Source organism: Paenochrobactrum sp. BZR 201-1 (genome assembly GCF_044987585.2).
GTDB classification, from domain to species: domain Bacteria; phylum Pseudomonadota; class Alphaproteobacteria; order Rhizobiales; family Rhizobiaceae; genus Paenochrobactrum; species Paenochrobactrum pullorum.
On record NZ_JBJDRZ020000006.1, the window covers coordinates 88129 to 114541 of the forward strand.

Here is a 26413-nt window from a genome sequence, read left to right on the forward strand (position 1 = left end):
ACAGTGCTGCATCGCCCTATGTATGGAATAATTACGAATCCTGTCCGAGCACGCGCTGCTCTTCCCAAACAGACCCAGAGGTCCACTATGAGAGATCCGATAGAAACCGTCATGAACCTCGTACCTATGGTTGTCGAACAGACAAACCGTGGTGAACGGGCTTATGACATTTTCTCGCGCTTGCTCAAAGAGCGTATTATTTTTGTAAATGGCCCGGTTGAAGACGGCATGTCGATGCTGATCTGTGCGCAGCTGTTGTTTCTGGAAGCGGAAAACCCGAAGAAAGAAATCAACATGTACATTAACTCGCCAGGTGGTGTGGTTACCTCCGGCATGGCGATTTATGATACTATGCAGTATATTCACTCACCTGTTTCCACCCTTTGCATGGGGCAGGCTTGCTCGATGGGCTCGCTGCTTTTGACCGCAGGCGCAACCGGCAAGCGTTACGCTTTGCCAAATGCCCGTGTGATGGTGCATCAGCCATCGGGTGGTTTTCAGGGCCAAGCATCCGATATCGAGCGCCATGCGCAAGATATCATCAAGATGAAGCGCCGCCTGAATGAAATCTACGTCAAGCATACCGGCCGCGACTATGAAACCATTGAACGTACTCTTGACCGCGATCATTTCATGACCGCACAGGAAGCGCTTGAATTTGGTTTGATTGACCGTGTGATTGAATCACATGATGAAGTGTCATCAGTAACACCTTCATCTTAAAAATCATGCGCCCTTGGCCAAATGGTAAGCTGAGGGCGCTTGTGACAATCATGATTGGAAGCGGAAATTGGCTAGGCGCTGTGGCATTTTGGTTGCTAAAAACCATTTTCATGCCACAAAACTGTCTAATTCCTACTTGTACGTGGCAAAACAATTGCTACGTTAAGCTATTGTTTGGTTTCAACAGGCTAAATTAATGCCCCAATCATAGAATCCTCAACGGGTTAGCATGGATTTACCTGTTGTGAGATTCGTTAGAGGCCAATTTTTCAGCCATATTTCGGTCGGGATGTGTGTCTGGTATTTAGAGTTAACGGCTGTAACGATATGCACGCGACAGCCGCTATTGAAAGGAAACTGCGATGAGCAAAGTCAGCAACAGCGGTGGCGATTCTAAGAATACGCTTTATTGCTCGTTCTGCGGTAAAAGCCAGCATGAAGTGCGCAAGCTGATTGCAGGCCCGACCGTTTTTATTTGTGACGAGTGTGTCGAGCTTTGCATGGACATTATCCGCGAGGAAAATAAATCCTCGATGGTAAAATCACGTGAAGGTGTGCCGACCCCGTTAGAAATTATGGGCGTGCTGGATGATTATGTGATCGGTCAGCGGGATGCAAAACGCGTTCTGGCTGTCGCCGTTCATAATCATTATAAGCGTCTGGCGCATCAATCGAAAAATAATGATATCGAACTGGCAAAGTCGAACATCATGCTGGTAGGGCCGACCGGTTGCGGTAAAACCTATCTGGCGCAGACCCTTGCACGTATCATTGATGTTCCGTTCACAATGGCAGATGCCACCACACTGACCGAAGCCGGTTATGTGGGTGAAGATGTTGAAAACATCATTCTGAAATTGCTGCAGGCCGCCGATTACAATGTCGAACGTGCCCAGCGCGGTATCGTCTATATCGACGAAGTCGACAAAATCAGCCGCAAATCCGACAACCCGTCCATCACCCGTGATGTATCGGGTGAGGGCGTGCAGCAGGCACTGTTGAAGATCATGGAAGGCACTGTTGCTTCCGTGCCGCCGCAAGGTGGTCGCAAGCATCCGCAGCAGGAATTTCTGCAAGTGGATACAACAAACATCCTCTTTATCTGCGGTGGTGCTTTTGCCGGTCTCGACAAGATCATTTCGGCACGCGGTGAAAAAACCTCGATCGGTTTTGGCGCAACCGTTAAAACTGAAGATGATCGTCGTTTGGGCGCGATCTTCAAGGATTTAGAACCGGAAGATCTGCTGAAATTCGGTTTGATTCCTGAATTTGTTGGCCGTTTGCCGGTTATCGCAACGTTGGAAGATTTGGATGTTGATGCGCTGGTGCAGATTTTGTCTGAACCGAAAAACGCATTGGTCAAACAGTATCAGCGTCTGTTCGATATGGAAAATGTCGAACTGACCTTCCACGACGATGCGCTGCGTGCCATTGCCAATAAGGCCGTTGAACGTAAAACTGGTGCACGTGGTTTGCGTTCGATCATGGAAAAAATCCTGCTGGATACCATGTTTGAACTGCCGACTTTGGAAGGCGTACAGGAAGTGGTCATTTCCGGTGAAGTCGTTGATGGCACCGCACGTCCACTTTACATTTATGCCGAACGTCAGGATGAAAAGGGCAACGCCACAGCTTGACGTGTGCTTCTTGTTTCAAAGATTAAAAGGGCTGCTTGGCAGCCCTTTTTTTATGATGAGTTTCTTTATTCTTTTTTGCAAAAATTTGTATTTTATAAGTGTTTTAAACTAAATTTGCTGTTTTTCGGGCAAAAGAGCTTGGTTTTTATAAAAAACATAGTGATTGCGCTTGTTAGCTATAAAATTATTTGCTGACTGTCAGAGCTGACGCTTTACCTATATGTGAAATTCAGCCAAATAACGGTATTATTGAGTGCAAAGGGTTAGTTTCGGATTGTACCGGAACAACGAAATGCGCAGTATGTGAAACGATTCTATGGTGCTGCTTGAATTGGAGCCCTCGCATCTCCAATTAAGGTACGAATGCACGTGTGTGACTTGCCGATGAAGCGAAAGGGAGCGCGGACGTGGCTATCAGGCAAATTGCCTGAAGAAAGGACTGTACGATGACGGGTATTGAACAGAAGACGACTGCGGGTGGTAATGACGGGCTTTATGCGGTCTTGCCGTTGCGCGACATTGTTGTTTTCCCACATATGATTGTTCCGCTGTTTGTGGGACGTGAAAAGTCGATCCGCGCACTTGAAGATGTGATGGGTAATGACAAGCAGATCATGCTTGCAACACAGATCAATGCGGCTGACGATGATCCGTCTGCTGATGGCATTAACAAGGTCGGGACAATTGCTAATGTTCTGCAATTGCTCAAACTGCCTGACGGTACTGTGAAAGTACTGGTGGAAGGTGCAGCACGCGCCGAAATCACTAATTTTACAGACCGTGAAGATTATCACGAAGCTTATGCCTTTAAGCTCGAGGAACCTGAAGAAGACCCTGTCGAAGTGGAAGCTTTGGCACGTTCTGTCGTGGCTGACTTTGAAAATTACGTAAAGCTCAACAAGAAGATTTCTCCTGAAGTTGTAGGTGCCGCCAGCCAGATCGAGGATTACTCGAAACTGGCCGACACAGTTGCCTCACATCTGGCGATCAAAATCACTGAAAAGCAGGAAATGCTCTCCGTGCTTTCCGTGCGCGAACGCTTGGAAAAAGCGCTTGGCTATATGGAGTCCGAAATTTCGGTGCTTCAGGTGGAAAAGCGTATCCGCAGCCGCGTCAAGCGCCAGATGGAAAAGACCCAGCGCGAATATTATCTCAATGAGCAGATGAAGGCGATCCAGAAGGAACTCGGCGACAGTGAAGACGGTCGTGACGAGATGGCCGAACTGGAAGAGCGCATCAACAAAACCAAGCTTTCCAAGGAAGCTGCTGAAAAGGCGCAGGCCGAGCTGAAAAAGCTTCGTACCATGAGCCCGATGTCGGCAGAAGCCACAGTTGTACGGAACTATCTGGATTGGCTGCTTTCTATTCCTTGGGGCAAGAAGTCCAAGGTTAAGCAGGATCTGAACTTCGCTGATGAAGTGTTGGATGCCGAACATTTTGGCCTTGAAAAGGTAAAAGAACGGATCGTTGAATATCTGGCCGTGCAGTCACGCTCTGCCAAGATCAAAGGTCCGATCATCTGCCTCGTTGGCCCTCCAGGCGTTGGTAAGACATCGCTGGCGCGCTCTATCGCCAAGGCAACCGGACGTGAATATGTCCGCATGTCCTTGGGTGGTGTGCGTGATGAAGCGGAAATCCGTGGTCACCGTCGCACCTATATCGGTTCGATGCCTGGTAAGGTTATCCAGTCGATGAAGAAGGCGAAGAAGTCCAACCCGTTGTTCCTTCTCGATGAGATTGACAAAATGGGTCAGGATTTCCGTGGCGATCCGTCATCTGCAATGCTGGAAGTGTTGGATCCGGAACAGAACGCAACATTTATGGATCATTATCTGGAAGTGGAATATGATCTGTCGAATGTGATGTTCGTCACCACTGCCAACTCGCTCAATATTCCGGGCCCGCTGCTCGACCGTATGGAAATCATCCGTATCGCCGGATACACAGAAGATGAAAAGCTGGAGATCGCCAAGCGTCACCTCCTGCCGAAAGCCATCCGTGACCATGCTTTGCAGCCCAAGGAATTCTCGGTTTCCGAGGAAGCATTGCGCTCGGTTGTGCGTCTTTACACCCGTGAAGCTGGTGTGCGTAGTCTTGAACGTGAGATGATGAAGCTTGCGCGTAAGGCTGTCACCCGCATCATGAAAGACAAGGTCAAAGCCGTACATATTACGGAAGAAAACCTGTCTGAATTCTTGGGCGTCGAGAAGTACCGTTTCGGTCAGATCGAAGGTGAAGATCAGGTTGGTGTTGTTACCGGTCTGGCCTGGACAGAAGTGGGCGGTGAATTGCTGACCATTGAAGGTGTCATGATGCCGGGTAAAGGTCGCATGACCGTTACCGGTAACTTGCGTGACGTAATGAAAGAATCGATCTCTGCGGCGGCATCTTATGTTCGTTCGCGTGCGGTTGATTTTGGCATCGAACCACCATTGTTTGACAAGCGCGACATCCACGTTCACGTGCCGGAAGGTGCAACACCAAAAGATGGCCCTTCTGCCGGTATTGGCATGATGACAGCGATTGTTTCTGTACTGACCGGCATTCCGGTTCGTAAAGACATTGCCATGACCGGTGAGATTACATTGCGTGGCCGTGTATTGCCAATCGGTGGCTTGAAAGAAAAGCTGTTGGCAGCACTGCGCGGTGGTATCAAGACTGTGCTTATTCCGGAAGAAAACGTCAAAGACTTGGCGGAAATTCCGGACAATGTGAAGAACGGTATGGAGATCATTCCGGTCTCGCGCGCAGGTGAAGTGCTTAAGCACGCTTTAGTACGCCAGCCTGTTGCAATCGAGTGGACAGAGCCTGCAACACCGCCAGTCGCAGCGCTGTCTATTGATGATGAAGCGGGCATTTCTATTGCTCACTGAGTCGAAAATTTGACCTTGATCATGAAATGCCGGGTAAAAAGCCCGGCATTTCTGTGTTTAACCCCATAATTCTGGGCTTTTTTCGTTATTTGTGACTTGGTTTGTTGATTGTTTAGAATAAACTCATGTCGATCCGGTTGAGTCACAAAGCCCCGGAAAAAGAAAGAAAGGAAGTGTCCATGAATAAGAACGAACTGGTTGCCTCAGTTGCTGAAAAGGGCGGTCTCACCAAGGCAGACGCAGCTACCGCTGTTGATGCAGTTCTCGCAGCCGTAACCAGCGCTCTTCAGGCTGGCGATGAAGTACGTCTGCCAGGCTTCGGTGTATTTTCTGTTTCACACCGTGCAGCGACCACTGGGCGCAATCCGTCAACTGGTGCAGAAGTTGCGATTGCAGCGCGCAACGTACCAAAATTTTCTGCCGGTAAAGGCCTGAAAGAAGCTGTTAATAGCTAATCTTTTTGATTTGCAGACAGTGGTTTACTGCTGTTGATAAAGCCCGGCTTCAAGCCGGGCTTTTCTGCTTTTAAATTCTGTTCCACATCGGGGCAGGCGACATGACTATACCGATGCGCTCATAAAAAAAACCCCACATAAAGCGGGGTTTTTTTAAAAGCATAAAAGCTTTTAGCTTTATTCAAGCAGCCATTGCTTTTTTCAGGTTTTCGTCGATCTTGTCGAGGAAGCCTGTTGTCGACAGCCAAGGCTGATCCGGACCGATCAGCAGTGCCAGATCCTTGGTCATGTAGCCGCTTTCAACCGTGTCGATGCAAACCTTTTCCAAAGTTTCAGCAAAGCGCTTTAATTCAGCATTGTCATCAAGCTTGGCACGGTGCGCCAGACCACGGGTCCATGCGAAGATCGAAGCGATCGAGTTGGTTGAGGTTTCCTCACCCTTCTGATGCTGACGATAGTGACGGGTAACAGTACCGTGTGCAGCTTCTGCTTCCACGGTCTTGCCATCCGGTGTCATCAGAACAGAGGTCATCAGGCCGAGTGAGCCAAAGCCCTGTGCCACGATATCGGATTGAACGTCACCGTCGTAGTTCTTACATGCCCAGACATAACCGCCGGACCACTTGAGAGCGGAGGCAACCATGTCGTCGATCAGGCGGTGTTCGTACCAGATATTAGCTTCTTTGAATTTCTCGGCAAATTCAGCCTGATAAACTTCTTCAAAGATATCTTTAAAGCGGCCGTCATAGGCTTTGAGAATGGTGTTTTTAGTGGAGAGGTAAACCGGATAGTTGCGCAGCAAGCCGTAGTTCAGCGATGCACGGGCAAATTCACGGATCGACTCATCGATATTGTACATTGCCATGGCAACACCGGATGATGGTGCGTCATAAACTTCATGTTCAATCACTTCGCCGTCTTCGCCAACGAATTTGATCGACAGTTTACCCTTGCCAGGGAATTTGAAATCAGTCGCGCGGTACTGGTCACCAAAAGCATGACGGCCAACGATGATTGGCTGAGTCCAGCCCGGAACCAGACGTGGCACGTTTTCGCAGATGATTGGTTCGCGGAAAATAACGCCGCCGAGAATATTGCGAATGGTGCCGTTAGGCGACTTCCACATTTTCTTGAGGCTAAATTCTTCAACGCGGGCTTCATCAGGAGTGATGGTTGCGCATTTAACGCCAACACCGTGTTCCTTGATGGCATTTGCTGCATCAATGGTGACCTGATCATCGGTCGCATCGCGGTGTTCGACAGAAAGATCGTAATATTTAAGATCAATATCCAGATAAGGATGGATCAGTTTCTCTTTGATGAACTGCCAGATAATGCGGGTCATCTCGTCGCCATCGAGTTCGACAACCGGATTAGCAACCTTAATTTTTGCCATGGATGATGCCTCTTGTTGAATACGCTTTGAATACGTGCGCTCGTATAGCATTGCTTAAGCCTAAGGCAAAGCTTTAACCGTGGTTTTATTGGTCACAACCGCGTTTCTTTAGTCTTAAAGACAAAATAAAGCCTGTTTTGGATTACCTGATTTATTTTAGTATATGAGCATATATGAAAATGAGGATCAGATATCTTGGCATTTAGAAATCTTTGCGATTTCCCGTCATTTGTGTCAGTGACAAATCAAGTAAACGTATAATTGAATTATAGTCTGGAAGAAGAAATGGCCGGAACGGATAAACATCGCGCGCTGATTACTGAGGGGCCCGCAATTATTTTGGTCGAGCCGCAATTACCGGAAAATATCGGTATGGTGGCGCGCGCAATGGCAAATTTTGGTCTTGCGGAATTAAGACTGGTCAATCCGCGTGAAGAGTTCCCGAGCGCCAAAGCACGAGCGGCTGCATCCAAGGCTGATCATGTCATTGATAATGCTGTTGTCTATGATGATCTGCCCTCAGCCATTGCAGATTTGAACTTTGTTTATGCCACCACGGCGCGTGAGCGGGATGGCTTTAAGGCTGTGCGCAGCCCTGTTGAGGCAAGCCGCATACTACGTCAGCGTTTTAAGCAACAAGAAAAAGTTGGCATTTTGTTTGGGCGCGAGCGCGTCGGCCTAAAAAATGATGAAGTCGGTCTTGCCGATGAATTGGTGACCTTTCCGGTCAATCCTGCTTTCGCATCGCTCAACATCGCACAGGCCGTGCTGCTGATGTCCTATGAATGGATGAAAACCGGCATGGAAAATGAAACCGACACGGTTTTCCGTGGCCCCGAAATGGAACCGGCACCTAAACAAGAATTGCAAGGCTTGTTTGACCAGTTGGAGAATGCACTTGATACGCGCGGATATTTCCGCCCTGAAGCCCGTAAGGCAGTTATGGTTGATGGTTTGCGTGCGGTGCTGACTCGTGCCGGTTTTGCTTCTGCCGAACTTAAATTATTACGTGGCGTTGTGACGTCACTGGATGTATTTTCGCCAAAACAGCCACGTGGTTCCGGTGCGCCGGAAGGGCGTGCCCGTGTTAAAGCGGAAGGATCAGACGAGTTATGATGAAAGAAAAGCCGGATCATGAAAATCTGCCGGATAAAGCGCCGGTACTTGTCTTTGATAGTGGCATTGGCGGCTTGACGGTTTTACGCGAACTGCGGGTCTGGTTGCCGGATCGCCGCTTTGTCTATGTGGCGGATGATGCCGGTTTTCCTTATGGCGATTGGGAAGAAGAAGCGCTTTGTGATCGCATTATTAAACTCTTTGACCGATTGCTGGCTGAACATAAGCCAGCAATCGTGGTGATTGCGTGTAATACCGCCTCTACATTGGTACTCGATGATTTGCGCCGCGCTTTTCCGTTTATGAAATTTGTCGGTACCGTTCCGGCGATCAAACCGGCGGCAGAACGCACCCGTTCCGGCCTTGTTTCGGTGCTCGCAACACCTGGCACTGTGCGTCGTGCCTATACCCATGATCTCATTCAGTCTTTTGCTTCAAAATGTCATGTGAAGCTGGTGGGCGCCAATTTATTGGCAACCCTTGCAGAGGCTCATATTCGTGGTGAGAAAATTGATGAAGCGCAAGTGAGCGAGCAGATCGCTCCATGTTTTGTCCAAGAAGACGGACGCAGAACCGACATTGTTGTGCTGGCTTGCACGCATTATCCGTTTTTAGCCAATGTTTTCCGCAAACTTGCTCCGTGGCCGGTTGATTGGCTTGATCCGGCAGAGGCGATTGCACGGCGCACGATTTCGCTGTTGCAGGAGAATGAGGGGCTAGGGGAAGGCACCAAGTCACCGGTAAATAGCGACCACCCACATGATGTGGCAGAGTTTACTTCCGGCAAACCGGATTTCGCTATTCGCCGCTTGTTGCAGGGCTTCGGCCTGCATTTTGATCATATGGACAAGGACGAGAGAGGTTAATCCTTCTCTTCCCGTTTGATGTGTTCGGATGGGGTTTGCGGGCGGCCAAGGCCGGATTTGCCAAATGTATAGCCGGTTTCAACGGCTTTGTGGCCAAACTTATTGCGCAAGATATCCATTGCGGATTCAGCTTTTGCGCGCCGTGTTGCTTCGATGTCAACCAGATCGGGCGGGTCGGCGCGTTCATTGCCACTCAGATCACTGACACCGATGCCAAGCAGACGAAATTTTGTACCGTCCAGCTCTTTTTCAAGCAAGGTCAGGCCGGTATGAAAAATACGGTCGGCCAATTGTGTCGGGCTGCTCAATTGACGATTACGGGTACGGCTTTTGAAATCTTGGGTTTTTAATTTCAGCACAATCGTATGGCCTGCTATGCCACCATTTTTCAAACGATGCGATACTTTTTCCGATAATGCGCGCAATACCGGTATCAGATCGCTTGCCGCAAACAGATCATGATTAAAAGTTGTTTCGGCTGAAACACTTTTCATTTCATGTTCCGGCTCGACACGTCTGGTGTCTTGCCCGCGTGAGAGGCGATAAAGACGCTGCCCCATCACGCCGTAGGCTTTCATCAGTACACTTTCTTCGATGTGCTGCAATTGCTCAATGGTACGGATACCATCGCTGTTGAGCTTGGCAGTTAAGGCTTTGCCCACACCCCAAATGATCGACACCGGCTTATTGCGTAAAAAGGAAAGCGCTTCCTCTTCACCAATCACTGCAAAGCCGCGCGGTTTGTCGAGGTCGGAGGCGATTTTTGCCAAAAATTTACAGTAGGAAAGCCCTACTGAAATTGTGATGCCGATTTCTTTTTCAATACGATGAACAAATTTGGCCAGTACAAAAGAGGCAGGCGCTTTGTGCAAGTTCTCTGTGCCGCTTAAGTCCAGAAAAGCTTCATCAATGGAAAGCGGTTCGACAGCCGGTGTGAGCTCGCGCATCAATTGACGCACCTCACGGCCAACTTTGCTGTATTTTTCCATATTGGGCGGAATAACCACTGCATGCGGGCAGGCTTCCAATGCCTTGAACATCGGCATGGCAGAGCGAACGCCATGGATGCGCGCGAGGTAACAGGCGGTGGAAACAACGCCGCGTGTACCCCCACCGATAATCAGCGGCTTGTCGAGCAATTCAGGATTGTCGCGTTTTTCAACTGCTGCATAAAAAGCATCGCAATCAATATGGGCAAGCGAGAGCTTATAAAGCTCTTTATGGCGCAATAAACGCGGACTGCCACAAGCATGACAGCGATGTGATTCTGCGCTTCGTTGCATACGAAGGCAATCACGGCAAAAACCTGTTTCCGGGGCGTTTAAAGCAGACATCTCTTTCATGGGTTGATTATAGCGTAAGGTGAACATATTGTGAACATGTTTCGACATATTTTTATGTGCACCTATACGACATTAGTAACAGGGACGGCGAGTCGGGCTTGACAAAATTGCTATTATCGCCAACCCTGTTGTTATGAAGAAACATGTCACATCCATTTTCCATCGGGTTAACCCGATCGCAGGATATTAGCCCTCGGAGACCGGCTTAGCGCAGCTGGCACTCAGGGGGAGACATGGTATTTATGTTTGCAAATTAACCAAAGCGCTTTCAATTAAAAATTAAAATAACTGGTCTCAGGTCGTCAAAACCCTGAGGGCGGATATCATTCAAACGATAGTGGGATCGCCATGAGCGGAAAGAATCGTAAAAAGCCGAATATTGTTATCAGCCAGTTGGATCATGATCGGCTGATGGGGCTTGCGGAAGATGCGCCGGAGCGCGTTGCTGCGGTGGCTGATGAGCTGATTGCCGAATTGGAACGTGCAAAAATCGTGGCCGTCGGCAAGGTTCCGGCTCATGTTATTCAGATGGGATCTGCGATTGAGTTTAAAACGCAGGATGGACAACAGCGCCGTGTAACGCTGGTTTATCCGGGTGAAGCAGATATTGCGGAAGGCAAAATTTCTATTTTGACGCCAATTGGTGCGGCTTTGATTGGTCTTGCATCGGGTCAGAGCATTGCTTTTGCGGCGCGCGATGGCAAAATGCAGGAATTGAGTGTCGTGCAGGTCAGCAAACCGGGTGAGACTTTACCGCCTGTTGCGGCTGACGGTAATGTGGAAGTTGTTGATTTTGCTGCACGCAAACAGGCGGCAGATGCTTCTTCAGATGATGATGGTCCCGGTCCAAGCGCAGCTTGACCTAACGCATAATATCCAAGCGCAGCTTGACTTAACGCATAGCGTCCAAGCGTAGCATGACCTCGTGCTTTAAGCCCGAGCACAGCTTGACCTGATATATAATGTTCAAGCGGAGCTTGAAGGCAAGTTGGCCTTAAGAAGTTCATAAAAAAGAGCGCTGTAGTGGCGCTCTTTTTTGTATTTAAATATGTTTGATTAAAATTCGCTCATTTGCCCACCCGGCAATTGTCTGGCGGCAGTGACGACAGAGTTAGGCTCTGTTTCGGTCGCCTCACAAAAACGCATCAAAGTTGGCTCATGCGCCAGCAGAAATTGCAAAACGCCGCTCAAAAAACCTGGCTCACGCGCCGCATTGCGGATAGCGGATGCATCTATTCCGGTAAGGGTGAGGAAGCGTGACATGAGTTCCGGCTCTTGTGTCAGCCAGATCAGGGCTTCAATGGCGAGTGCTTCAGCTTGCTCATTATGGGCTGTTTTCACGAAAGGGGTCCTTTTTTATCAACTGGTTTGACTATTATCGTGAAAGCGGCGCAGTTTGATAGTTTTAAAATCAAGACTTTTTATCACGAAATAAAAAACACGGCGGCACTGCATGGTGCAGATGTTGCTCATATAAGAAAAAATGCTTTATAAGGTCTGCAAGCTCAGGCTTTACCTTGAATATATATCAGCGGATTTATATCTGTGATTGATCACCGGAGACATTTCATTGGCACTGGATATTTCTTACCTGACCGCTGCGGGCGCCGGGGCATTATCATTTTTATCCCCATGTGTGTTGCCGTTGGTGCCGCCTTATCTGTGCTATATGGCTGGTGTCAGTGTTGATGATTTCCGCCAAAATGATGTGAGTGTGAAGGCCGATAAAGCTGTCGCAATCAGCAAACGCCGTGCTTTGCTGATTGCCTCACTTTCTTTCGTGCTGGGCTTTACTACCGTTTTTGTCGCTCTTGGTGCCGGTGCATCGTCAATCGGACATTTCTTGCGCCAGTGGCAGCAGGAAATTGCAATGGCCGCAGGTGTGGTCATCATCATTATGGGGCTTAATTTCTTAGGCGTGTTCCGCTTGTCGCTATTGTCGCGCGAGGCACGTTTTCAGGCCAATCGAGCCCCGGCCACACCGCTTGGCGCTTATATTATGGGGCTTGCCTTTGCTTTTGGCTGGACACCTTGCATCGGGCCGGTTTTAGGGCCGATCCTGACTTTGGCTGGCGGCAGCAGCACCGTTGGTGAAGGTGCGGCTCTTCTTGCCGTTTATTCACTGGGTTTGGGTATACCATTTGTTTTGGCAGCTAGTTTTTCCGGTGCCTTCATGCGCTTTTTGGCCAAATTTAAAGTGCATTTGGGTAAGGTCGAAAAGGTCATGGGTATATTGCTGATTATTGCCGGTGTTCTATTCCTGACGGGCGGTATGCAGGCATTTGCGTTTTGGCTTTTGGAAACCTTCCCGATTTTAGGTCGTTTGGGTTAAAATATTAACGAAATAATGGTGATATTCTTCGTGAATATAATCCACAAAATTGCTCTTCAATAACGGATAAAACATGATGACCAGCCGTTCCTGTCTTTCTGTTGTGCTTGCCGCGGGTGAAGGCACACGTATGAAATCAGCCTTGCCGAAAGTTTTACATAAAATTGCCGGTCTGCCATTGGTTTGCCATGTGGTCAAAGCGGTGCAAGCAACGGGTGAAAGCGATGTGGCGCTGGTGGTTGGTCGTGGTGCAGATGCGGTGCGCGGTGCGGTTGAGAAAATAACTGCAAATGTTTCATCATATGAACAGGTCGAGCGTTTAGGCACGGCTCATGCCGTTCTTGCAGCACGTGATGCCATTGCACACGGCTACGACGATGTGCTGATCGTTTTTGGCGATACCCCGCTGATTGAAGCGCAGGCCTTGGAGCAGGCGCGTACGCGTCTGGGCGACGGTGCCGATGTGGTTGTGATGGGCTTCCGTCCGGAAAATCCGCATGGCTATGGCCGCTTGATTGAAGAAAACGGCAAGCTTGTAGCTATTGTCGAAGAAAAAGAAGCTAATGACGCCCAAAAAGCCATTGGCTTTTGCAATGGCGGTTTGATGGCGGTGCGTGGCCAGCATTTGCTGGCACTGCTGGATGCGGTGGATAATAACAATGCCAAGGGCGAATATTATCTAACCGATATTGTGAAACTTGCGCATGACAAAGGCTTGCATGTTGTTGGCGTTGAAGTGCCTGTCGATAATGTGATTGGCATCAACAATCGGTTGGAATTGGCGCAAGCCGAAGGCATCTGGCAAAACCGTAAACGTCAGGCGATGATGATTGACGGGGTGACATTGCTGGCACCGGAAACCGTCTATTTCGCGCATGATACTGTAATTGAGCCGGACGTCATTATCGAGCCGAATGTATTTTTCGGCGAGAAAGTCAGCATTAAAACCGGTGCTATCATTCATGCTTTTTCCCATCTGGAAGGCGCTGTTATCGGCAATGATGCACAGGTTGGCCCTTATGCGCGTCTTCGTCCGGGTGCTGATTTGTCGGCAAAAGCCAAAGTCGGCAATTTCTGCGAAGTGAAAAACGCGAAAATCGGCGAGGGCGCCAAGGTTAATCACCTTTCTTATATTGGTGACGCAACGGTGGGTGCGAGCGCCAATATTGGTGCCGGTACCATTACCTGCAACTATGATGGCTATAACAAGTTTAAAACCGAGATCGGCGAAAACAGCTTTATCGGCTCCAATTCATCACTGGTTGCACCAGTGCGCATTGGCGATAATGCTTATGTGGCTTCCGGCAGTGTGATTGTTGAAAATGTGCCGGATAATGCGCTGGCTTTAGGGCGTGCCCGTCAGGCGGTCAAAGAAGGCCGCGCGTCGATTTTGCGTGAAAAATATGCTGCTCTCAAAGCGCAGATTAAAGCCAGAAGAGAAGGCTGACACTCATGCTTTTCAGTTTTAAAAAAAGGCTGAAAAGCATGAGTGATTATATCTGAACACAGTTTATCTTTATGCAGAATGCTCTGTCAGGGCAGCTCATTTTTAAAAAGCCCTGACAGATTTATTATCAGTAAATATCTATTCGACTAAACTCGGGAATTTTAATTATGTGCGGAATTATTGGTATCGTTGCCGGCAGAGATGTGGCGTCTCTTTTGGTCGACAGTTTGAAGCGGCTTGAATATCGCGGTTATGATTCTGCTGGTATCGCAACCCTTGATGGAGGTGCTTTGGCGCGTCGTCGTGCCGAGGGCAAGCTGGTCAATCTTGAAAACCATTTGAAAGACCAGCCTTTGCCGGGTGTCATTGGCATCGGGCACACCCGTTGGGCAACGCATGGCAAACCGGTTGAGCGCAATGCGCACCCGCATATGACCAAGCGATTGGCTGTCGTCCATAATGGTATTATTGAAAATTTTGCAGAACTGCGTGCCAGCCTTCAGGCTGATGGCTATGTGTTTGAAACTGAGACAGACACCGAAGCCGTAGCTCATTTGGTTACCCGCGAGATGGATCGCGGCCTGCCGCCGATTGAAGCGGTCAAAGCTGCCTTGCCGCAATTGCAGGGTGCTTTTGCGCTGGCGATTATTTTTGAAGGTGTTGAAGGCCTGCTGATTGGTGCGCGTCAAGGGCCGCCACTGGCAATCGGCTATGGTGACAATGAAATGTATCTGGGTTCAGATGCGATTGCTCTGGCGCCGCTCACCGATATGATCTGCTATCTGGAAGATGGTGATTGGGTTGTGGTGCGCAAAGACGGTGCCACTATTTATGATGCACAAAACATGGAAGTGAAACGCGCTGTCCAAAAAGTACAGTCACAGGAGTTTCTGGTTTCCAAAGGCAATCACCGCCATTTCATGGAAAAAGAAATCCATGAGCAGCCGGAAGTGATCGGCCATACATTGGCGCATTATCTCGATCTCTCCACCGGCACTGTGCGTCAGGATGTGGCGGAACTGGATTTCAGCAAGATCGACCGTTTGTCGATGTCTGCCTGCGGTACTGCTTATTATGCGGCTGCAATCGGCAAATATTGGTTCGAGCAGATTGCGCGTTTGCCGGTGGATATTGATATTGCGTCTGAGTTCCGTTACCGCGAAATGCCGCTTTCCAAAGACACTTTGGCACTGTTTGTGTCGCAGTCGGGTGAAACAGCCGACACGCTGGCTTCACTGCGCTATTGCAAAGCGCAAGGCTTGAAAATTGCTTCAATCGTCAATGTGACGACCTCCACTATTGCGCGCGAATCTGCTGCTGTTTTCCCGATTCTTGCAGGACCGGAAATCGGCGTGGCTTCGACCAAGGCTTTTACCAGTCAGCTCACCGTGATGGCATCATTGGCGATTATGGCGGCCAAACAGCGTGGTGTGATTGATGACGCACAAGAGCGTGTACTGGTCAAGCAATTGTCGGAAGTGCCGCGCATTGCCAATCAGGTACTCAAACTTGAAGGCGAGATTGAGAAAATTTGCCGTGAATTGGCGCAAGTTAAACATGTGCTCTATTTAGGCCGCGGTACCTCTTTCCCGCTGGCGATGGAAGGCGCTCTGAAATTGAAGGAAATCTCTTACATTCACGCCGAAGGCTATGCAGCCGGTGAATTGAAGCATGGGCCGATTGCCTTGATTGATGATTCAATTCCGGTGATAGTGATTGCACCGTCTGATCGTCTTTATGAAAAGACCGTTTCCAATATGCAGGAAGTGGCAGCACGCGGCGGACGCATTATTTTGATTACCGATGCAGAGGGCGCCAACAACGCCAGTGTTGATACAATGGCGACAATTATTCTGCCCGAAATGGCTGAATTTATCACTCCGCTGCTTTATGCCTTGCCTGTGCAAATGCTGGCCTATTACACTGCGGTTTTCATGGGAACCGATGTGGATCAGCCACGAAATCTTGCAAAATCGGTAACAGTTGAATGAAAGTAGCTGAAAAGCTTGCCTCAGCGCTGGCTTTGTTCTAGCCAATAGAAAACTTAAAACTTAGCAGTGACGAGCCAGTATGTCCCTTATTGATACACGTACGCCTGAACCAAAACGTTTTATCTCCGGCGCCACCGGCGATTGGGAAGTTGTGATTGGCATGGAAGTCCATGCGCAGGTCACTTCAGAATCAAAGCTGTTTTCCGGCGCTTCCACATCTTTCGGTGCCGAGCCGAATGCCAATGTGTCGCTGATTGATGCAGCGATGCCGGGCATGTTGCCGGTCATTAATATGGAATGTGTCCGTCAGGCCGTTCGTACCGGCCTTGGCTTGAAGGCACAGATCAATTTGAAATCGGTTTTTGACCGCAAAAATTATTTCTATCCTGATCTGCCGCAGGGCTACCAGATTTCACAGTTCCAGCAGCCGATTGTCGGTGAAGGCAAGATCATGATTTCGGTTGGCCCTGATTCCAAAGGCCAGTTTGAAGATGTGGAAATCGGCATTGAGCGCATCCATCTCGAGCAGGATGCCGGTAAATCCATGCATGACCAGCATCCAACCATGTCTTATGTGGATTTGAACCGCTCCGGCATGCCGTTGATGGAAATCGTCTCCAAGCCAGATTTGCGCTCGTCCGATGAAGCCAAAGCTTATCTGACCAAGCTGCGCACCATTGTGCGTTATTTGGGCACCTGCGATGGCAACATGGACGAAGGCTCGATGCGCGCCGACGTTAACGTTTCTGTGCGTCGTCCGGGCGGCGAATTTGGCACACGTTGCGAAATCAAAAACGTTAATTCGATCCGTTTTGTCGGTCAGGCGATTGAATATGAAGCGCGTCGCCAGATTGCAATTTTGGAAGATGGCGGCAAGATTGATCAGGAAACCCGCCTGTTTGATCCGGCTAAGGGCGAAACCCGTTCCATGCGCTCTAAAGAAGAAGCGCATGATTATCGTTATTTCCCTGATCCTGATCTGCTGCCGCTTGAATTTGATCAAGCTTTCGTTGATGCGCTTGCCGCAGACTTGACCGAATTGCCGGATGACAAGAAGCATCGCCTGATCGAAGAGCAGGGCATTTCGGTTTATGATGCATCTATTCTGGTTACTGAAAAAGCGATTGCTGATTATTATGAAGCGATCGTTAAGGGTCGTGATGGCAAGATTGCTGCCAACTGGGTTATCAATGATCTGCTCGGTGCTTTGAACAAGGCTGGTAAAGATATCGAAGAAACACCGGTTTCAGCCGATCAACTGGGTGCGATCATTGATCTGATCAAAGAAGGCACCATTTCGGGCAAGATCGCCAAAGATTTGTTTGAAATTGTCTGGAATGAAGGTGGCGACCCGAAAGCTATCGTTGAAACCCGCGGCATGAAGCAGGTAACCGATACCGGTGCGATTGAAAAAGCCGTTGATGAGGTGATTGCTGCCAATCCCGACAAAGTGGAACAGGCAAAAGCCAAACCATCTTTGGCTGGTTGGTTTGTTGGTCAGGTGATGAAAGCAACCGGCGGTAAAGCAAACCCGCAGGCTGTCAATGATCTGGTCAAAGCCAAACTTGGTATCGAGGAATAATATGTGGGTTCGTACAGCCGCTGAAGCGGATTTAAAAGCCGTTCACGAGCTGCTGTTGACCACGTGGAGCGCAAGTTTTGACGATGTTCTGGGTAAGGAGATCGTCAAAACAATCACCAATGAGTGGCATTCATTGTCGGCTTTGAAAGCCAATTTGAAGCGCCCTTATTCGGAGTTTTTGGTCGCAGATGATGGCAACGGGCGTATTATCGGTATGGCCTATACCCATCAAGAGACCCGTGAAACAGCAAGCCTCAATCAACTTTATGTGTTGCCTGAAGAGCAGATCAAAGGCGTTGGTACGACACTGCTGGATGAGATCGAAACGGCTTTTCCGGGTGTTACTGCAATGAAGCTTGAAGTGTTGGAAGTGAATGTCCGTGCCCGTCGATTTTATGAGCAAAAGGGCTACATCCAAATTGGCCGCAATGCAGAGTGGGGTTCTTTGAATTTTAAAGAACCTGTACTGATTTTGCAAAAGAGCCTGAATGCTTGGGTGATGTGAAGATGGCGGCCTTCAAACTTCCGTCTTTTTTTATTTCAGCGTCAAGATGACCCGCTATCGGAACTTGCCATCTTGCGTTGAAAAGTCCATAAGCCAATGAACGATTTACGTGACGTTTAACGCCGACAGAACCGCTTAAATATTTTGGATCCGGAATAAAGCCATGATGAAATTTTTGACACAGTTCTTCACTTGGTGGAATGGGCAGACGCTCGGAACCCGCCTGCACACATGGCGTAAAGGTGAACGTGTGGGCGAGGATGAATTCGGCAATATTTACTATCAGGGCGGCAAGGATTCTGAAGGTCGCACCCGCCGCTGGGTGATCTATAACGGCTATTCTGAAGCAAGTGCCATTCCGGCTGGTTGGCACGGCTGGATGCATCATCGCGTTGATACACCGCCTTCACAGGAAGATTACAAACCGCGTGAATGGGAAAAGCCACACCTTGCCAATCTCACCGGTTCACCGCTTGCCTATCGCCCTAAAGGTGCGATTGCGTTGCCGGGAACTACGCAGGGAGAACGTCCTCGTGTAACCGGTGAATATGATGCTTGGACACCCGGTTCATAATTCAGGTTTGTGAGAACAAAAGCGCCGGATAAATATCGCGGCGCTTTTTTATTTCAGGTTGTTCGGTTGCTCCGAATCGCCACAATTTATATTTAAGTTATTCATCGGAAACATTTGGACGGATATTTACTTGGTCATGATCATTTGCCGGTTACTATCAGGAACAGCAACCACTCTGGTCAGTCGCTGCCATAGCGCCGGAAAATTAAGCTGTGTTTTTGCAACCTGCTTGTTGATGGCAGGTGGCGTCGCACATGCAGATCGCATTGAAAATCCTGTGGCTGAATTTTCCGGCCTCGACAAGATCACCGGTCGCATCACCACATTCGATGTTTATATCAACGAAACGGTGCAGTTTGGTGCTTTACAGGTAACGCCAAAAGTTTGCTATTCCCGCACGGATAATGAGGCGCCGCGCACGGATAGTTTCGTCGAAGTGGATGAAATTACCCTTGACCGCAAAATTCGCCGTATTTTTAATGGCTGGATGTTTGCCGATAGTCCTGGTCTCAACGCGGTCGAGCACGCCGTTTACGATGTCTGGCTGAAAGACTGCAAACAGAAGTCTGATGTGCCGGCACCTGCCAAAGGCAATTGATCAGCACAGATCCTAACTATTTATATTGTGCCTAAGCGCACCATGTTAAAACATGGCGTCGCCTGTGAGAGCTTCTTCAAGACGACGTTCATATTGTTTGCGGGTAATTTCAATCGCTCCGAGACTTTTTAAATGTTCGGTTATGAATTGTGTGTCCAGCAGAATAAAGCCACGACTTTTGAGATGTTCAACCAAAAAGGCGAGGCAGATTTTTGAAGTGTCGCGCTTACGGCTGAACATGCTTTCACCAAAGAAAGCACGCCTCACACTAATGCCGTAAAGGCCACCGACAAGTTCGTCTCCATCCCATGCCTCTACACTATGGGCATGTCCCAAAGCATGGAGACGCATGCAGGATGCTTTGATGGGATCATTGATCCATGTGCGTTCACGCTCACCTTCGCCATTGGCACAACCGCGCAAAACACCTGCAAAATCCGTGTTCATTTTAATTTGATATTTTTGCTTACGGATGGTTTTGGCAAGGCTGCGGGAGACGTGAAAATCTTCAAGCGGAATAATGCCGCGCTTTTCGGGACGTACCCAATAAATTTCCGGATCGTCCTCTTCTTCGGCCATTGGGAAAACACCCGACGCATAGGCGCGTAGAAGCAGATCCGGGTCAATATATAATTCGTCTTTGTCGAGAGCGTCGATATTTTGGGTCATAATGAGAGTTCGCCATGAATCTTTAATATTTGCAATGGCTGGCTATGGTTTTCAAAAAATAGACACAAAAATAAACCGGCAATAACAATGATGTTGTTGCCGGTTTGATTTTAGCTTTCGCTTGTAAAGCGGAATATGCTGTTAAAACCGCTTAGCGCTTGGCAGCTGCCGCTTTGTTGGCGAGATATTTTTCCAACCAATGGATGTCATAGTCGCCATTAGCAATGTCCTGATTGGAAACCAGATCCTGAAACAGCGGAATGGTTGTGTTGACACCATCAACAACAAACTCATCCAATGCACGGCGCAGACGCATCATGCATTCCACGCGGTTACGGCCATGCACAATCAGCTTACCGATCATGCTGTCGTAATATGGCGGAATGCGATAGCCGGAATAAACACCGGAATCGATGCGGATACCAAGACCACCTGGTGTGTGGTAATGGGTAATCTGGCCAGGTGATGGCACAAATGTTTCCGGATGTTCGGCGTTAATACGGCATTCGATTGCGTGACCGGAGAAGCGCACATCCTGCTGTTTGACAGAAAGACCAAGCCCTGCTGCAACACGGATTTGCTCATGCACCAGATCAATACCGGTAATGGCTTCGGTGATTGTGTGTTCCACCTGAAGGCGGGTGTTCATTTCAATGAAATAAAACTCGCCATCTTCATAAAGGAATTCAATCGTACCGGCACCACGATAGCCAAGTTCTGCCACCGCATTGGCGCAGATCATACCGATCTTGTGACGGGCTTCTTCGTTGAGGGCAGGTGAGTTGGCTTCTTCCCAGACCTTCTGGTGACGACGCTGCAAGGAGCAGTCGCGTTCGCCCAAATGGATGGCATTGCCGGCACCGTCGCCAACGATTTGCACTTCAATATGGCGTGGTTTGCTTAAGTATTTTTCAATATACACAGCATCATTGCCAAAAGCTGCACCAGCTTCGGTTCGCGCAGTCGAAAGAGCAATTGAAAGCTCTTCTTCCGAATGCGCCACTTTCATGCCGCGACCACCACCGCCGGCAGTGGCTTTGATGATGACCGGATAGCCGATTTCCGCAGAAATTCGGGCCGCTTCCGCATCATCGGTTACGCCGCCTTCTGAACCCGGAACAACCGGAATACCAAGACGTTTTGCAGTGCGTTTTGCTTCAATCTTATCGCCCATGATGCGGATATGTGCAGCGGTCGGGCCAATAAAGGTGATGGAATGTGCTTCCAGAATTTCTGCAAACTTGGCGTTTTCAGACAAGAAGCCGTAACCTGGATGAATAGCATCCGCGCCGGTAATTTCGCAGGCAGCTACAATCTGATGGATGTTCAGGTAGCTGTCGCGGGAAGGAGGAGGGCCGATGCAAACACTCTCATCAGCCAGACGGACATGCATAGCATCCGCATCTGCTGTCGAATGAACAGCAACGGTTTTAATGCCCAGTTCCTTACAGGCCCTGAGTATTCGAAGAGCAATCTCGCCACGATTGGCTATGAGAATTTTTTGAAACATGATGATCCTCGCCGAAAATTATTCGATTACGACCAGAGGCTCACCAAATTCGACCGGTTGAGCGTCAGCAACGAGAATAGCTTTAACCGTTCCTGCACGTGGTGACGGAATCTGGTTCATGGTCTTCATTGCTTCAATGATCAGCAGCGTCTGGCCTTCTTTAACCTGAGTGCCAACCTCGATGAAGTTGCGTGCACCAGGTGCCGGAGCCATATATGCGGTACCAACCATTGGTGAAGGGACAGCATTTTTAGAAACATCAGCCGGAGTAGCTTCGGCAGGCGTCGTAGCTGGTGCTGCGGCAGCGGCCGGAGCCATTGCAGGAACTTGATAGGCAGGAGCCTGCTGTACTGTTATTTTACGTGAAACGCGGATGCGCAATTCACCATGTTCGACTTCAATATCTGTCAGATCTGTGTCGTTGAGGATATTGGCGAGATCGCGAATGATCTCTTTATCGATACCAGAGCTTTTAGATGACATTATAAGGCCCCTTTAACGCTTGTGCCCGTGTTTTATTGTTCTGTGGCAAATGCCGCGAGAGCGCGTAATCCTAGCAGATATCCTTGTGCTCCTAATCCGAAGATGACGCCTTTGGCGACCGGAGAAACATAAGAATGCTGGCGGAACGGTTCACGCGCGTGGATATTGGAAAGATGAACCTCAATCACTGTTACTTGTGCAGCTCTGATCGCATCTTGCAATGCAACAGATGTATGCGTGTAAGCCGCCGGATTAATCAGCACAAACGCATTTTCAGCGCCTGCCTCCTGAATCCAGCTGACAAGATCACCTTCATAATTGGATTGACGAAAGTCAATCTCAAGCCCAAGCTTTTCAGCTTCCTGTTTACAGGCTTCTGAAATCCCTTCAAGTGTTGTCACACCATAAATACCCGGCTCACGCGTGCCGAGTAAATTTAAATTAGGGCCGTTGAGCACAAAAACTTTTTTGGTCATACCTGTTTTTCTGGCCTGTTTTTCTGACCTGTCTTACCAGCCTGTCTTATCGGCGTATATCGCCTCAAATAATCCCGAGCCGAAATTCCATTTCATATAGACTTGCGCGCGGCAAGTTAAAACCCATTAAAATAGTCGTAATATATAAGTTTGGTGGATTTCTCCACCAAAATATGACATTTTATTTTTTCTGAGCGCGTGCTTGCGCAATTCGTTCCTTCAAACCGTCAGCGCCGATCGCCCCCGGCACCAGTTCATTGCCAATAACATAGGAAGGCGTTCCGTTGATATCGAGTTCGTTTGCAAGTTTATAAGCATTTTGAAATGAAGATGTCACTTCCGGTGAATTAATTTTTTCACGCAAAGCTGCTTCATCAGCGCCAAGCTTGACGGCTTCAGCAATGACAGTTTCATCGGTGGAGCGATCAGGCGTTGTCATCAAAGCCATATGAAGATCACGATATTTTTCCGGCATCATCAGCTTGAATGCCTGTGCCGCCATATGCGCTTTGATTGAATCAGGGCCCAAAATCGGAAACTCTTTCATCACAAAGCGGACATTCGGATCGCTTTTGATAATGGCTTCCATATCCGGCATGGCGCGTTTGCAATAGCCGCAATTGTAATCAAAAAATTCAACGACAGTCACATCCCCATCAGGATTACCGAGAACAGCATCATGGCTGGAATTGAGCAATTCTTCCTGATTGCTGGCAATGACCTGCTTGATACGAATTTCTTGTTCTGCGGCTTGTTTTGTTTCCAGTGCCGTTTGCATCTCTGTCAGAATTTCAGGGTTTTTGATCAGATAGTCCCGTACGATTTTCTCAACAGCTGTCTGGTCAAGCGGAGCTGAAGCTGATTGTGCCTGCGCTTGCAATTGTGCAAAGCCACCGCCGAATAGAGCTGTGCTGCCGATAAGGGCGCTGGCAAACAGAGTCGTGAATGCACGGGTCATACGAATTCCAATCTCTTTAATTTTATACCATATCCTATCGCCTTGATGAGGCAATGTGGTCAAGTGCTGTTATTTTTTGGTGTTGATAATATCTTGCGCGCGCAACCAGTCAGGCGAACCTTTTTTCATTTTTTGCTGTGCACGGGTTGCGAATATTTTCGCTTGCTGGCGATTGCCGGAATAATAATGCATATCGGCAGTCGCAAGATCTGCCAAAGCAATTTCACCTGATTGACCATAGGCTTGAGCCAAATAACCGTAGCCGCTCGGGAATTCCGGATCGCGGGCAATGCCTGCTTTTAATTCGCGGATCGCGGCAGGCATATTGGCTTTTGTGCCGGTCAGCATCAGTGCGCGGCCATAGCTCATGCGCAACAAACTGGATTTCTTCGGATCAAGTGCGGTGGCCTGCTGCATCGCTTTTGCGGCCCCCACAGGGTCATTGGCTTTCATTAAGATTTCACCGCGAATCTCGTGAAAATAAGGATTCTTCGGTTGCTCTTTGATGAGCGCATCAATTTTGGGCAAGGCATTGCGGGCAGAACCATTTAAATAGGTGGTGATTGCATCGCCGTATCGGGCAGCAAGGCCGCGTGGATTATTGCGGAAAATACGTTGCACCGAGCCCATGCCGGAATAGGCCGCAATCTTTGCACGCGCCATATCATGGCGCAATTGAAGAGCCGCGCTGTCTGTCTTGTTAAAATGCGGACTGGCTTTTGCCAAATTTTCCAGATTGGCAATGCGTTCACGCGGTAATGGGTGGCTCACCCGATATTGATCAATCTGGGTGCCGTTCAAAGACAAAGCATTGGCAAAGCGCGAGAAAGTGGTCAGCATTCCTTTGGCGGATTGACCGGTTGCATTGAGATAATTGATAGCCAAGCGGTCTGCGGTGATTTCTTCTGTACGTTGATAAGATAAAAGACTGCGCATGGCCGCTTCGCCGCTGCCAAGTGCAATGCCGCCTGCTGCTCCAACAGCCGAACTATTGCCAGCTGCAGCCCCTGCAACACCGGCGCCCGCTCCGATAAGTGCACCAATGACAGCCATGGTTTTGGCGCGGCTTAATTGTTCACGCAAACGATCCTGATGGCCGCCAGCCAGATGGCCTGCTTCATGCGCGATGACGCCAATCAGCTCATTCGGGGTTTCGGATTGTGCCAATGCACCGGTATTGATAAAAATACGTCGACCGTCGACAAAAGCGTTAAAACTGCTCGAATTGACGAGAATCGTTTGAACATTGCGCTTTTTTAAACCGGCGGCGTTTAAAATCGGATTGGTGTAATCCGTAATCAATGCTTCGATTTCAGCATCACGAATGATTGATACGCTGCGTGATTGTGCCAATGCGGGCAGGGTGCTTGTTACTGCGATCGCCAATGTCAGTGTGCTGGCAAGAAATCTGGCAGTCGTGCCTTTCGTAAGCATGCGGCAGGAGGTGTTGAACAACGATACCGTTTGTTGCTTGGCGGGGGTCATCATGTCAGCCTTCCATTTAACACTACATATCCATAGCCGATAATCTATTGATATAAAAATAATTTGTTGCAATTGATTATAATCAGCTTTGCTACATATGCGTGAATCGATTGCTTTATTAATCGGGCAAATATACGGCATGGTGGGCATCAGACAGCAAATCTGGCGCTTTTTATTGTTTAATTTATACCGGAGATGGCCGTGAGCATTTTTTCAGCCCGTAGCGAAATTGAACCTTTTTATGCAATGGACTTGCTGGCGAAAGCCAATCATCAGCGTTCATTAGGGGCTCCGGTTATTTCAATGGCAGTGGGGCAGCCGGCTGATCCGGCACCCAAAGTGGTATTGCAAGCAGCTGAAAAAGCTCTGAAAGATGGTCGTATCGGCTATACGGATGCGTTGGGTTTGCGAAGCTTACGTGAAGCAATTGCCAGGCATTATACAGATTATTATGGCGTGAATGTTGATCCGTCACGCATTGCGGTAACAACGGGTTCGTCTGCTGCTTTCAATCTGGCTTTTCTGGTTTATTTTAACCCCGGTGACAGAGTAGCAATTACGCGTCCTGGTTATCCGGCCTATCGCAATATTCTCAAAACGCTGGGAATTGAAGTGGTGGAAATTGGTGCCGGTGATGGCAAAGATAGCAATTTAACTGCCGAAGCTTTAGCTGCTGCCCATGCAGAAAAACCGCTGAAAGGCGTGCTTTTTGCCAGTCCTGCCAATCCGACCGGTGCGGTTTTGTCGACCAAAGAACTGCGCGCTATTATCGAGACTGCAAAAGAGCGCAATATCCGTGTGCTGTCGGACGAAATCTATCATCGTCTGTCATATGATAGCGATGATATGACTGCATTGCAGCTGGCTGATGATGTGACAATTATCAACTCATTTTCCAAATATTATTGCATGACCGGTTGGCGCATCGGCTGGATGGTCTTGCCTGAAAGCGATATTCGCGCTGTCGAGCGCATTGCGCAAAGCCTTTATATTTCGGCTCCGGAATTGTCACAACATGCAGCGATTGCAGCTTTTGACGGCACTTCAGAGCTTGAACTGGTGAAAGATCGCTACCGGCGCAATCGTACTTTGCTGAATGTACAATTGCCCAATATTGGTTTGAAATTTGCTGCCCCAATGGACGGCGCATTTTACGCTTATTGTGACGTATCGAACTTTACCAATGACAGTATGGCATTAGCCTATAAGATGCTGAGTGAAATCAATATTGCTGCAACGCCGGGCCGTGATTTCGATCCGGTTGACGGGCATCGCACTATGCGTTTTTCATATGCTGGCAGTGAAGAAGAGATGCGGGAAGCCGTGCGCCGTATGGCTGACTGGTTTGGTCGCGTCCATATATGATTGATAAAAAACGGAAGAGGGGATCTTCC

24 protein-coding genes are annotated in these 26413 nt (G+C 48.8%); 15 read left to right on the forward strand and 9 right to left on the reverse strand.

What is annotated here, in order from left to right:
* Positions 1–87: 87 nt before the first annotated feature.
* The 4 genes from ACI0FR_RS05560 (at position 88) to ACI0FR_RS05575 (ending at position 5688) form a co-directional block, all read left to right on the forward strand.
* Positions 88–723, forward strand: coding sequence for an ATP-dependent Clp protease proteolytic subunit (locus tag ACI0FR_RS05560; RefSeq protein ID WP_374830206.1), 636 nt, complete (start codon positions 88–90; stop codon positions 721–723).
* 362 nt (positions 724–1085) lie between these two features.
* Positions 1086–2360, forward strand: coding sequence for an ATP-dependent Clp protease ATP-binding subunit ClpX (gene clpX / locus ACI0FR_RS05565; RefSeq protein ID WP_404906288.1), 1275 nt, complete (start codon positions 1086–1088; stop codon positions 2358–2360).
* 446 nt (positions 2361–2806) lie between these two features.
* Positions 2807–5233 carry an endopeptidase La gene (lon, locus tag ACI0FR_RS05570; RefSeq protein WP_404906287.1) on the forward strand — a complete coding sequence of 809 codons (2427 nt, stop codon included), beginning with the start codon at positions 2807–2809 and terminating at the stop codon, positions 5231–5233.
* A gap of 179 nt (positions 5234–5412) precedes the next feature.
* Positions 5413–5688, forward strand: a complete 276-nt coding sequence (locus ACI0FR_RS05575; RefSeq protein ID WP_374830212.1) for an HU family DNA-binding protein — start codon at positions 5413–5415, stop codon at positions 5686–5688.
* A 181-nt stretch (positions 5689–5869) separates the two neighbouring features.
* Here the strand turns inward: ACI0FR_RS05575 and ACI0FR_RS05580 are convergent, their stop codons facing one another.
* Complete coding sequence (locus ACI0FR_RS05580) at positions 5870–7084, reverse strand: NADP-dependent isocitrate dehydrogenase (protein WP_374830214.1); 1215 nt, start codon at positions 7082–7084, stop codon at positions 5870–5872.
* A gap of 285 nt (positions 7085–7369) precedes the next feature.
* Between ACI0FR_RS05580 and ACI0FR_RS05585 the strand changes: the two genes are divergently transcribed.
* Both ACI0FR_RS05585 and murI read left to right on the forward strand, forming a co-directional pair.
* Positions 7370–8200, forward strand: coding sequence for an RNA methyltransferase (locus tag ACI0FR_RS05585; RefSeq protein WP_374830216.1), 831 nt, complete (start codon positions 7370–7372; stop codon positions 8198–8200).
* A complete protein-coding gene (murI, locus tag ACI0FR_RS05590) occupies positions 8200–9066 on the forward strand; it encodes a glutamate racemase (RefSeq protein ID WP_404906344.1) in 867 nt (288 codons plus the stop codon). Before ACI0FR_RS05585 ends, murI begins: the two co-directional genes overlap by 1 nt.
* Here murI and ACI0FR_RS05595 read toward each other — a convergent pair.
* Positions 9063–10409, reverse strand: a complete 1347-nt coding sequence (locus tag ACI0FR_RS05595) for a DNA polymerase IV (RefSeq protein WP_404906286.1) — start codon at positions 10407–10409, stop codon at positions 9063–9065. The genes murI and ACI0FR_RS05595 overlap by 4 nt on opposite strands.
* 348 nt (positions 10410–10757) lie before the next feature.
* On the opposite strand from ACI0FR_RS05595, the gene rnk reads away from it, so the two are divergent.
* Positions 10758–11270, forward strand: a complete 513-nt coding sequence (rnk, locus tag ACI0FR_RS05600; RefSeq protein ID WP_374830218.1) for a nucleoside diphosphate kinase regulator — start codon at positions 10758–10760, stop codon at positions 11268–11270.
* A 195-nt stretch (positions 11271–11465) separates the two neighbouring features.
* Here rnk and ACI0FR_RS05605 read toward each other — a convergent pair whose 3' ends face one another.
* Positions 11466–11750 carry a DUF3572 domain-containing protein gene (locus ACI0FR_RS05605; protein WP_374830220.1) on the reverse strand — a complete coding sequence of 95 codons (285 nt, stop codon included), beginning with the start codon at positions 11748–11750 and terminating at the stop codon, positions 11466–11468.
* Positions 11751–11979: 229 nt separating this feature from the next.
* On the opposite strand from ACI0FR_RS05605, the gene ACI0FR_RS05610 reads away from it, so the two are divergent.
* From ACI0FR_RS05610 to ACI0FR_RS05640, 7 genes are all read left to right on the forward strand, one after another.
* A complete protein-coding gene (locus tag ACI0FR_RS05610; protein ID WP_404906285.1) occupies positions 11980–12741 on the forward strand; it encodes a cytochrome c biogenesis CcdA family protein in 762 nt (253 codons plus the stop codon).
* A 76-nt stretch (positions 12742–12817) separates the two neighbouring features.
* Positions 12818–14188, forward strand: a complete 1371-nt coding sequence (glmU, locus tag ACI0FR_RS05615; RefSeq protein ID WP_374830226.1) for a bifunctional UDP-N-acetylglucosamine diphosphorylase/glucosamine-1-phosphate N-acetyltransferase GlmU — start codon at positions 12818–12820, stop codon at positions 14186–14188.
* Between the two features lie 167 nt (positions 14189–14355).
* A complete protein-coding gene (glmS, locus tag ACI0FR_RS05620; RefSeq protein WP_404906284.1) occupies positions 14356–16179 on the forward strand; it encodes a glutamine--fructose-6-phosphate transaminase (isomerizing) in 1824 nt (607 codons plus the stop codon).
* A 79-nt stretch (positions 16180–16258) separates the two neighbouring features.
* Positions 16259–17761, forward strand: a complete 1503-nt coding sequence (gene gatB / locus ACI0FR_RS05625) for an Asp-tRNA(Asn)/Glu-tRNA(Gln) amidotransferase subunit GatB (protein WP_404906283.1) — start codon at positions 16259–16261, stop codon at positions 17759–17761.
* A 1-nt stretch (position 17762) separates the two neighbouring features.
* A complete protein-coding gene (locus ACI0FR_RS05630) occupies positions 17763–18266 on the forward strand; it encodes a GNAT family N-acetyltransferase (protein ID WP_404906282.1) in 504 nt (167 codons plus the stop codon).
* A 163-nt stretch (positions 18267–18429) separates the two neighbouring features.
* Entirely contained in the window at positions 18430–18840 is a 411-nt protein-coding gene (locus ACI0FR_RS05635) for an NADH:ubiquinone oxidoreductase subunit NDUFA12 (RefSeq protein WP_374830234.1), read from the forward strand.
* A 235-nt stretch (positions 18841–19075) separates the two neighbouring features.
* Complete coding sequence (locus ACI0FR_RS05640) at positions 19076–19438, forward strand: DUF2155 domain-containing protein (RefSeq protein ID WP_374830543.1); 363 nt, start codon at positions 19076–19078, stop codon at positions 19436–19438.
* Positions 19439–19483: 45 nt separating this feature from the next.
* Here ACI0FR_RS05640 and aat read toward each other — a convergent pair whose 3' ends face one another.
* The 6 genes from aat to ACI0FR_RS05670 all read right to left on the reverse strand — a co-directional run bounded on the left by aat (position 19484) and on the right by ACI0FR_RS05670 (position 24968).
* Entirely contained in the window at positions 19484–20053 is a 570-nt protein-coding gene (aat, locus tag ACI0FR_RS05645) for a leucyl/phenylalanyl-tRNA--protein transferase (protein ID WP_404906342.1), read from the reverse strand.
* Between the two features lie 205 nt (positions 20054–20258).
* On the reverse strand, positions 20259–21617 hold the full coding sequence (gene accC, locus ACI0FR_RS05650) for an acetyl-CoA carboxylase biotin carboxylase subunit (protein WP_374830236.1): 1359 nt from the start codon (positions 21615–21617) through the stop codon (positions 20259–20261).
* Positions 21618–21635: 18 nt separating this feature from the next.
* Complete coding sequence (gene accB, locus ACI0FR_RS05655; RefSeq protein WP_374830238.1) at positions 21636–22100, reverse strand: acetyl-CoA carboxylase biotin carboxyl carrier protein; 465 nt, start codon at positions 22098–22100, stop codon at positions 21636–21638.
* A gap of 32 nt (positions 22101–22132) precedes the next feature.
* Entirely contained in the window at positions 22133–22576 is a 444-nt protein-coding gene (gene aroQ / locus ACI0FR_RS05660) for a type II 3-dehydroquinate dehydratase (RefSeq protein ID WP_374830240.1), read from the reverse strand.
* A 181-nt stretch (positions 22577–22757) separates the two neighbouring features.
* Positions 22758–23534, reverse strand: coding sequence for a DsbA family protein (locus tag ACI0FR_RS05665; protein WP_374830242.1), 777 nt, complete (start codon positions 23532–23534; stop codon positions 22758–22760).
* A gap of 69 nt (positions 23535–23603) precedes the next feature.
* Positions 23604–24968: a M48 family metalloprotease gene (locus tag ACI0FR_RS05670; RefSeq protein ID WP_404906341.1), complete on the reverse strand. Its 1365-nt coding sequence runs from the start codon at positions 24966–24968 to the stop codon at positions 23604–23606.
* A 246-nt stretch (positions 24969–25214) separates the two neighbouring features.
* Between ACI0FR_RS05670 and ACI0FR_RS05675 the strand changes: the two genes are divergently transcribed.
* Positions 25215–26384, forward strand: coding sequence for a pyridoxal phosphate-dependent aminotransferase (locus tag ACI0FR_RS05675; RefSeq protein WP_404906281.1), 1170 nt, complete (start codon positions 25215–25217; stop codon positions 26382–26384).
* Positions 26385–26413: the final 29 nt, after the last annotated feature.